General features: G+C 63.5%; 7 protein-coding genes. All 7 read left to right on the top strand.

The window, feature by feature from the left end; translation table 11 throughout:
* Positions 1–411 precede the first annotated feature (411 nt).
* Complete coding sequence (locus VHD36_22040) at positions 412–1,815, top strand: DUF1501 domain-containing protein (protein ID HVU90029.1); 1,404 nt, start codon at positions 412–414, stop codon at positions 1,813–1,815.
* A 157-nt stretch (positions 1,816–1,972) separates the two neighbouring features.
* On the top strand, positions 1,973–3,628 hold the full coding sequence (locus VHD36_22035; GenBank protein HVU90028.1) for a cyclase family protein: 1,656 nt from the start codon (positions 1,973–1,975) through the stop codon (positions 3,626–3,628).
* Positions 3,629–3,751: 123 nt separating this feature from the next.
* The gene (locus VHD36_22030; GenBank protein HVU90027.1) at positions 3,752–4,528 is read left to right on the top strand and encodes an aldolase/citrate lyase family protein; all 777 of its coding nucleotides are present in this window, start codon (positions 3,752–3,754) and stop codon (positions 4,526–4,528) included.
* A 370-nt stretch (positions 4,529–4,898) separates the two neighbouring features.
* A complete protein-coding gene (locus VHD36_22025) occupies positions 4,899–5,708 on the top strand; it encodes a hypothetical protein (GenBank protein HVU90026.1) in 810 nt (269 codons plus the stop codon).
* A 146-nt stretch (positions 5,709–5,854) separates the two neighbouring features.
* Positions 5,855–7,051, top strand: a complete 1,197-nt coding sequence (locus VHD36_22020; GenBank protein ID HVU90025.1) for a YncE family protein — start codon at positions 5,855–5,857, stop codon at positions 7,049–7,051.
* Positions 7,052–7,312: 261 nt separating this feature from the next.
* A complete protein-coding gene (locus tag VHD36_22015; GenBank protein HVU90024.1) occupies positions 7,313–8,656 on the top strand; it encodes a glycosyltransferase family 87 protein in 1,344 nt (447 codons plus the stop codon).
* A 149-nt stretch (positions 8,657–8,805) separates the two neighbouring features.
* On the top strand, positions 8,806–9,181 hold a 376-nt coding region (locus VHD36_22010; protein HVU90023.1), incomplete at its 3' end, for a hypothetical protein.

Below are 9,181 nucleotides of genomic sequence, written 5' to 3'. Positions count from 1 at the left end.
ATGCTGGGCACCTTGCGACGATGCAGCCTCCGCGAACAAGTTTCCTCATGGGGACTCGGCGGCCAAGGTAGCCGAAAAGTCCTCGACCTCCTGGAAAACACGGCCGCTCTGGCGGCCTAAACTGCGAAACTCGAACTTAGTAACTTTCCGTTGCAGGGGCCTTTGTACGCGAAATGCGGTGGTGGCCCGCGCAGCCCGCGTCTGGCGTGGCTTGCCGGCCAAACATTGGTCACGGTTGTGTTTCTCGTCGGTTCGTTTCTAATCATTACTGACTCAGAACAGCGTGCGATGGACGCTGCGAAAGAGAAAGCGGATGCGACGGTGCAGTCAAAAGAAGTGGCGACCGACGGCGTAAAACCGACGGCCGTGCCAAACCCTTTGCCATGATTGCCGAGAAGAAACAGACGCCTTATGCCACGACTTTCGCCGCGCATCGATGGGCCGATCAACCGCCGTAGCTTCTTGCGCATCGGCGGTGGGCTGGCGCTCGCCAGCGGCGCGGCGCCGCAATTCGTGCGCGGTAGCCAAGCGCCTGCGCAGCTCGGTCGCGCTCGTTCGTGCATCCTCGTCTATCTGCTGGGCGGGCCGTCGCACATCGACATGTGGGATCTCAAGCCCGCGGCGCCGGCCGAAATCCGCGGGCCATTTGAACCCATTGCCACGGCAACGCCCGGCTTGTCGATCTGCGAGCACATGCCCCGGCTGGCTCAGCGGTCGAAGAATTTTGCGCTTCTGCGCTCGGTGAGCCATCACAACCACAATCACACGCCGATGATCTACTACACGCTCACCGGGCGTGAAGTCGAGCGGCCTGAGATGGATAACGACGTGCGGCCGCCGCAGCGCAGCGACTTCCCGCACCTGGCCGCGATCGTCGCGGCGCAGCGCGCGGAGCGCGGACCGCGCGATCGGCAAGCGCAATTGCCCGGTTACGTCGCCATTCCGCAACTGGCGGTGCGCAGCAGCACGTCGGGCGAATTCAAACGCGCCCGACCGGCGCTGCGCGGCGGCGGCGCGGGCTTCCTGGGACCGCTATTCGATCCCTTGTGCGTCGATGGTGATCCGGGCGCCGCGGATGCCGTGCCCGCGTTGCACCGGCCCGAGGACGTGGCCGCCGAGCGACTGGATCGCCGCGCTCGACTGTTGTCGCTTGTCGAATCGCGCCGCCCCGTTGTGACCGGCGCCGAAGGCTATCTCGAGCTGCGCGATCAAGCCGTGGTTCTTTCCGGCGCGCAAGGGAACGCAGCTAGCGCCTTCTCGCTCGACGGCGAGCCCGCGCAATTGCGCGAAGCGTACGGCAATCACCGCTTTGGCCGGGCCATGCTGCTCGCGCGGCGACTCTCGGAGGCGGGCGTGCCGATGACCACCATCCATTTCAACGAAATGACGGTCTGCGACGGCTGGGACACGCACTCGAAGAATTTCGAAGGTTTGCAGAATGAGCTACTGCCGATGCTCGACCAAGGATTGTCGGCGCTCGTCGATGATCTGGCTGCGCGCGGTACGCTCGACGAAACGCTGGTCGTGGTCATGGGCGAGTTCGGCCGCACGCCCAAGATCAACGCCGCGGCCGGGCGCGATCATTGGGGCTCGTGCCAATCGGTCCTCTTGGCCGGCGGCGGGGTGCGCGGCGGACAGGCGATCGGCAACTCAGACAAGATTGCGGCCTTTCCCAGCTCGCACCCCATCGATCCTGTGGATATTCATGCCACGATGTTCCATTGCCTGGGCATCGATCCCCACGCCGAGATCCGCGACCATCTGGGCCGTCCCTTCGCGCTCAGTACGGGTAGCGTCGTGCGCGAGCTTCTGTAAATGGTTGCGAGGCGCGTTGCGGCGGTTACGATTGACCGCTATCGCACCCTCCCAGCGCTCCAGGAGTACATCCTTGAACCATCGCACCCTTCACGCCGAGCGGCCACGAAGACCAGTTCATCAATGGTTAATAACGTCTTTCGCCGCTGCGCTGGCAATGACCTACGCCGGCACGGCGCCGGCCGCGCCTGCCGATGCGCCGCGCGTCGTCGACCTGTCGCTCCTGGTGGCGCCCGAATACGCGGCCAACTGGCCGGCCGCGGGCTTTGCTCCATTTCACATGAACGAGTATCTGCGCATTGGCCCGCTCAGCGCCTACAACAGCGATATCCTGGCCATCGATGGCAACACCGGCACGCAATTCGACGTTCCGCCGCATTCGATTCCGCATCCCGATACGAAGCTGCCCAACGCCGGGCCGTACGGCCGTGTGTTCACCGACAAGGTGCCCGCCTGGCAGTTCGGCGGCGAGGCGTGCGTCATTGATTGCACCGACTTGCTCGAAGCGGCGCCCAACGGGCGTAGCGCGCTGGTGAAGCGCGATCGCATCGTCGCCTGGGAGCGCGAACATCGTCCGCTGCAGTTTGGCGATGTCGTGCTGTTTCGCAGCGGCTACAGCGACAAGTTCTACAAGCCGCTTCCCGCAGGGCGGCGCTACCTCGCCGACCCCGTCGAAGGGCGCACGCCCGCCTGGCCTGACCCCGATCCCGACTGCATGGAATACCTGGCCAGCCGTAAAGTCATGGCGCTGGCCACGGATAGCGCCAGCATGGGCCCGATTCCCGACCTGGCCGAGCCGACGCACCTGGCCGGCTTGAAGTACGGCATGATCTGGACCGAATCCGGGACGGGCTTCGATCAATTGCCCGTGACCGGCGCGTTTTACTGTTTGCTGTCGCCGAAGCATGCTGATGGTCCCTATGCCGAGGCGCGCGCCATCGCCATCGTGGGCGATCCGCTCGCGCGACGCTTGATCGAATCGGCGCGCAAAAAGCAGGCCGTTGACTTGTCGGTCGTGTTGTCGAACGAGCATCCCGTGACCTGGCCAGGCTCAGGCGTAGGCCGGCACCGCCAGCCGTATTTGAAGGTGCCGCTCATGTTCGCGCCGAACCTGGGCATCTATCACCAATCGCACGTTTGCGATTCACATGCCGGCACTCACCTGGTGCCGCCCAGCTATGCGCTGCCCGCGCCCGGCTTCGATAACACCCAATACGACGACCAGACCCGTTCGTGGCTGGCCGAGTACGAAAAGCGCTACGGTCCGCGCGGCACGAGCACCATGACCACCGAGCAGGTGCCACTCGACTGGACTTGCGGGCCGGCGCGCGTGATCGACGTGAAAAGCCGCGTCGGCACGACCGATTCGAAATCGTGGCCGCAATCTCCCGAGATCCGCGTGGAGGATATCGAGCAGGACGAAAAAGAGCACGGCCCGATTGCGGCCGGCTCGATCGTGATCTTTCACAGCGGCTACACCGATGCCACGTTCAAGACGCTGCCCGAGGGGAACGCGTGCATCGCCGATCCGCTGAATGGCAAGCGCGAAGGCTGGCCCGCTCCCGGGCCCGAGGCGATTGCCTACCTGGCCGGTAAGGGAATTCGCTGCGTAGCGACCGATGGCCCATCGCTGGGGGGCGTCGATCCGCAGCGGGCGCTGGCGACCTATTGGATGCTGGGGACGAAAAACATGGTGGGCGTCGAGTTCTTGACCGCGGTTGGCAAGCTGCCGGCCGGCGCTTACTTTATTTTCGCGCCGATCAAAATTCAGGGCTGCCACGGAGGGCCAGGACGCGCGATTGCCTTATTTTAAGTGCCTCGGGCAATCGCCGAACTCGACCGAGACACTCGCACAAAACCTTGATGGTGTGCCGCAGTTGGCTCGTCCAACAGTGGTGATTCACAGCTTCTCCTCACTCAACGACCGATTCATTTCATGGAAAACGCCGTTCATTTCCGCCGCAAGATCAAGAATCCCCAGCCCTGCCTGGGAACGTGCATTACCTTCACCGATCCCACCGTCACCGAAGCGCTGACGACGGTGCTCGACTTCGTATGGATCGACGCCGAACATGGACCGCTATCGGTGGCGGCCGTGCAGGGTCACATCATGGCCACGCGCGGTAGCGAGACCACGCCTTTGGTGCGTGTGGCCTGGAACGATCCGGTGTTGATCAAGCCGATCCTCGATGCCGGGGCGGCCGGCATCATCGTCCCCTTTGTGCGCACGGCCGACGAAGCGCGCCGCGCCGTCGCCGCATGTCGGTATCCACCCGAGGGGATTCGCGGGTATGGTCCGCGCCGTCCGGGCCGTTATGGCACGGCGGGCGGGCCTGACTATTGTCGTCAGGCCAACGAGTCGATCGTCGTCATTCCGCAGATCGAGCACATCGAAGCGGTGCAAAACATCGACGAGATTCTGGCCGTCGAGGGAGTCACGACCCTTGTGATCGGCTCGCAAGACCTGGCCGCTTCGCTCGGTCATCGAGCCGAGCCGCGACATCCTGACGTGCTGGCCGCGATCGATACCGTGATCGCGCGTGCGAAAAAGGCCGGTATGCCGATCGGCATGGCGCTGGGCGATCGACCGGAAATCTATTGCCAGTGGCATGCCAAAGGGGTTGCCTGGTTTGCCGTGGGCGCGGATTTCTTCCTGCTGCAGCAGGCCGCCGCCGACGCCGTGGCCCAAATCCGTCAGGGGACCAGGCGTTAGCGCTCGGCCGCAGCCCGCCCAAGGCGCGGACACTTTTTGGTCACGCCATTCAGGGAGGGAGTGTTTCCGGGTTTCTAGCCCAAATGACGGCAAAAGTGCTGTCGCCTCGGGCAAGTGGTCGCGACTTGAAACGGCTTCCACGGTGGCATGGCCGTTAAAATGCCCGTCGATCGGCAAACTCATCGCCATTCCCACCATCTTCGCTGGCCCCTACAATCCGAATACGGACGGGCCAGCGTCCTCGCGGCAGGGGCCGAGGTTTAGGGAGTAACCAATGCGGTTTTGGAGTTTCCCGAAACAGGGAAAGAGGCGGCGTTTAACACTTCGAGTCGAGCACCTGGAGAATCGATATACCCCCAGCGTCAGTGCCGTGGCTATCCCCCTGAATCCAGGGCATGCGGCCGACGGCTTTCAACTGCAAATCCTTGGCGACAACAGCGCCGACACCGTTAACATCCTTGATTTCGGCAATCAGGAAGTTTTGGTCGCCGACGCGTCGGGCAAGGTGATCACTTTCGTTAACGGCATCCGCAGTATTCGCTTCGAAGGAGGGGTCGGCGCAGACAACGTCAATTACAAGTTGCAAAATCCGCTGACCAGCAGCGAGTCGATTTACTTCGATCTTGGCACCGGTGGCCAAGATCGCGCTACGCTCGACTTTAGCGCGGGAGTCACTAACTCGAACCTGGTCGTGTGCGTGACCGGCAGCCCCTACGATGATCACCTCACGGTGAATCTGGGCACGGTAACCAACAGCCACGTCACCGTATTCCTGAACGGCGAAGCCGGCGACGACAGCTTGACCTTCGGGGCCGGTACCGACGTGGACGCGACCTCATCGATCGTTGCGTCGCTCAACGGCGGCACGGGAAACGATCGTGTGTTTGCCGCCTTCTCGGGCCTCGTCTTCGGCTCAGTCAGCATCGGAGTCTTTGGCAACGACGGCAACGATACCGTGAACCTCAACGAGGAGATCGAAGAAGGGAGCACCGGCGCCGCCTATGGTTATGCCTCGGGAGGAACTGGGACCGACGATATAACCCTTTACTTCGATGACTATTCCTACGACAAGGTTTCGAGTCAATTGAAGTCGTGGCGGGCCACGATCGTTGATCCTTCCTTGGCTACAACCACGATTCACGACACGTCGAACAACGTCACGGTGACCACGAGTCCCTGACGGATCCGATTAGCACGAGACGTGCCATCCGACATCTCGAATGTCTGGCGAAATTCCAGGCGAAGCTTGTTGATTTTCGCGATTCTTCAGGGCAGGCTGTGCCTGTCGCGGATGTGCCGCTACGCGCATTCCATCAAGGATTTTCGATGCAAAGAACCCGCCCCTTGCCCGGCTCCCGCCTCGTGCTGGCCGGCGCTCTGGCGCTCGCACTCACTTCGTTCGCGCAGCGCGGCCTTAACGCCCAGATCCTGGTTTCGGCCAATGAAGGTAAATACGACCTGTCGAGCGGCGTCGGCCGCGTCGTCGAAGACCCAAAACCCGACAGCTTGACGATCCTCGATTTCCGGACATTCCCGCCGCGGACGCAGAACATCGCGGGCATCGCCAATAGCGTGGTCGGTCCGCCCACGAACCTTGCCATCACGCCGGACGAGCGCTTGGCCCTGGTCGCAAACTCGGTGCGACGCTACACCGATGACCGGAAAAAGCCGCTTCCCGACGACGTGGTGCAAGTCGTCGATTTGCGCGGCGATGCCGGCCATATTCTGTCGCGCGTGAAAGTCGGCCGGCAACCGTCGGGCCTGGCGATCAATCGTGCGGGCAATTTGGCACTGGTGGCGAATCGCGCCGACGGCACGGTTTCGGTCCTGGATATTCGTGGCAACTCCGTCGCCGTGATCGACACCATTGCGGTCGGCGATGCGGCCAGTGAACCATCGGACGTCGCCTTCGACCCGGCCGGCGACTTGGCGCTCGTCAGCCTGAACAAGGCCGGAGCCGCGCGCGTGCTGCATATCGCCGAGAAGCGCGTGACGGTAGCCGAGCGGAAGATTCCTCTCTACGGCCAACCCTATCACGTGCAGATCACGCCCGACGGCGCGGTGGGCCTCGTGGCCGGCGCTGGCAATCTCAACGGCCCCGACGCCGATTTGCTTTCGCTCGTCGATCTCACGGCGAATCCCATTCACACGATCGATCACATCGTGGTCGGCACCGGGCCCGAGTCGTTCGATATCAGCCCCGACGGGCGGCTGGTCGCCGCGGTGTTGATGGAAGGTTCGAACGTGCCGGCCGACGATCCGCAGCGCCAGGAATATGCGCGCCTGAGGCTATTCAAGCGCGACGGGAAGTCGCTCGCGCGTGTGCAAGAGCTGCGCATTGGTCGCATTCCCGAAGGGGTGTGCTTCACGCCCGACGGCAAATACCTGGTGGTGCAGGAACACGCGGCCCAGCAACTGGCGATTTATGCCGTGAAAGACGACGCTCTGGAAGACACCGGCGTGCGCATCGCCACTCCTGGTTTTCCGTCAGCCCTGCGGCGCGCCGATCAGCGTTCGAAGTAAGCCGCCCTCTCTGCCAGCAATGCTGCCTGACGAAATCGGTCCTGTTCCGCGTGCCATCGACGTTTGCTTTCAAGCGCACGCGACTGCCCCGCCGATGCAACTCAAGCGGCTCTGACAGTCGCGTAAGTTCTGCGATTGCTAGCACGGAGCACGTTGGAACATAGCGCCGCGTCAACCACGCGTCTCGTTTCGATTCGCTGGAGGGGGGGCCCTCGCATGTGCGCTCTTGCTGCGCCCGCCGTTGCGCCACGGCGCCGGCTGATGTTTATGATCGCCGCCTGCGCGGCCGCGATCTTTGCCGGGCTGGAGTTCTATCGTTGCGTCTTTCGTTACGACAACGATTTCCTCTGGCATCGCAACCTGGGACTCGACTTTCTCAACGACCGCGTCTACGAAACGTTCGCTTTTCACTATCCGCCGGCCCGGGCCATGATCGACGCCGTCACGGCCTGGCTGCCGTATCGCGTGGATCGGGCTCTGTGGCTGGTCGCGACGTGCGCGGGCCTGGCCTGGTGCGTGCGCTTCTGGTCGACGATCGGCGCCGCGCCCGGGCGGCGTTGGGGGCTACCGGCCGGCATCGCCGTGGCTGTCATGGGCTGCTACATCGTTCGCGATCTGCCGGAGTGCGGACTGCAATTGTTTCTGCTGTGCATGCTCAGCGTCGGACTGTGGGCTCTCCTTCGCGGTCGCCCGGCACTGTGTGGGTGGTCATTGGGTCTGGCGGCCGTTTATAAAGTGACGCCCGTGATTTTCCTGCCCTATCTGTTGTGGAAGCGGCAATGGCGCGCCGCCGGCTGGATGGCCGCGGCTAGCGCGTGTTTTTGCGCGCTACCGGCCGTGTATCTCGGCTGGCAAAAGGATGTCACGCTGCATCGGCAGTGGCTGTCGTTCGTCGGCTATACGCTGTCGCTTGAGGACCCGTCGGAAAACGGCGTGGAAAAACCGGTGCTGCGCAACCAATCGTTTCCTTTGATGCTCGCTCGGCTGGTGCAAAAGTATCCCGCCGACCATCCGCTTTATGTAAAGAGCGATGCCTTCGTTTGCCTGGCGCGTCTCGAACCGCCGCAGGCCAAGAATTTCGTTCGCGCGGTCCTGGCCTGTATGGCAATCGCGCTCGCCTGGCGCTTCCGCCAGCGGTGCGATCTGTCGGACGGCGGCATTTCGCTCGCCGGCGAGTGGTCGGCCGTGTGCATACTGATCGCGATCATGTCGCCTCTCTGCTGGCTGCAGCATTTGGTGCTCGCCATTCCCGCGGCGCTGCTTTTTGCCCAGGCGGCCGCCGCGCGGACGGTCATGCGATGGCAAGTAATCGTGGCCGGCATGGCGACGGGGCTTGCCCTGTTGGTCCATCGCGACCTGATCGGCGTCACGCTGTGCGACATGCTAAGTTGCTACCAGCCCCACACGGTTGCCGCATTGCTGATCATGCTGCTTGTGCTCACCCTGGGGCCATGCCGTGCCGTGCAAGAAGGGGAGCTTCCTGCGGAAATCATCAACCTGCCGTTTGGCCTGGCCAGTACCGGCCGCCAGGTCCCGTTGCCACATCCTGGGCAGGTCGAAGAACGACCGGATGCCGCCGCCGTTCGCTGGCGGCGGGCCGCCTGAAAACTTCGTTAACCGGCCGCCCAGTCCCCCCGGGTGTGCGTAGTGTGGTATGGTGAGGTGATGTCTCGAAGCGGCCAATCCCCGCAGAGGACCACTCGGCCAGCCGCTTCGATCGAGGGAAAGAGAGGTCGCGCATGAAGGGCGCAGGCATGTCGCACCCAGCTAGCCGCATTCTCGGCGCGGCCGCGATCTTGTTCGCGGTTCAGCTTGTTTCACTGCCGGCCCGGGCGGCCGACCCTCCGCGCACCGCCACCGATGGCGATATGCTCGATTCGGTCGAGCGCGTTCGCCGCGTGATGCGCGAGCGCGTCGACGTCGAGGTTCGCGCAGCGGTCCGCGACGCGCGCGAGCGGATGGGCACCGATCCTGAGGGGGTCGTGGCAGCGCTTTCTCAAGAGGCCGCTCGGTTGCGAGTCGCGCCCGAACTCGACCCGGCCGACCGGCAGCGGCTGCTCGCGCAGCTGGCCGTGGTCGCCCGCGAGGCGTCGCGCCGCTCGTCGGCCGCGCACCAATCGGCGGTTCATG

Source organism: Pirellulales bacterium (genome assembly GCA_035546535.1).
Taxonomy (GTDB): domain Bacteria; phylum Planctomycetota; class Planctomycetia; order Pirellulales; family JACPPG01; genus JACPPG01.
The sequence above is the reverse complement of the archived record's forward strand: the minus strand, read 5'-3'. Positions and strand labels throughout refer to the sequence as shown.

Excerpts from the sequence above, each read along its gene's own strand:
- VHD36_22015 (HVU90024.1), top strand. The coding sequence starts at position 7,313 with ATGTTTATGATCGCCGCCTGCGCGGCCGCGATCTTTGCCGGGCTGGAG.
- VHD36_22020 (HVU90025.1), top strand. The coding sequence starts at position 5,855 with ATGCAAAGAACCCGCCCCTTGCCCGGCTCCCGCCTCGTGCTGGCCGGC.
- VHD36_22035 (HVU90028.1), top strand. The coding sequence starts at position 1,973 with ATGACCTACGCCGGCACGGCGCCGGCCGCGCCTGCCGATGCGCCGCGC.
- VHD36_22030 (HVU90027.1), top strand. The coding sequence starts at position 3,752 with ATGGAAAACGCCGTTCATTTCCGCCGCAAGATCAAGAATCCCCAGCCC.
- VHD36_22040 (HVU90029.1), top strand. The coding sequence starts at position 412 with ATGCCACGACTTTCGCCGCGCATCGATGGGCCGATCAACCGCCGTAGC.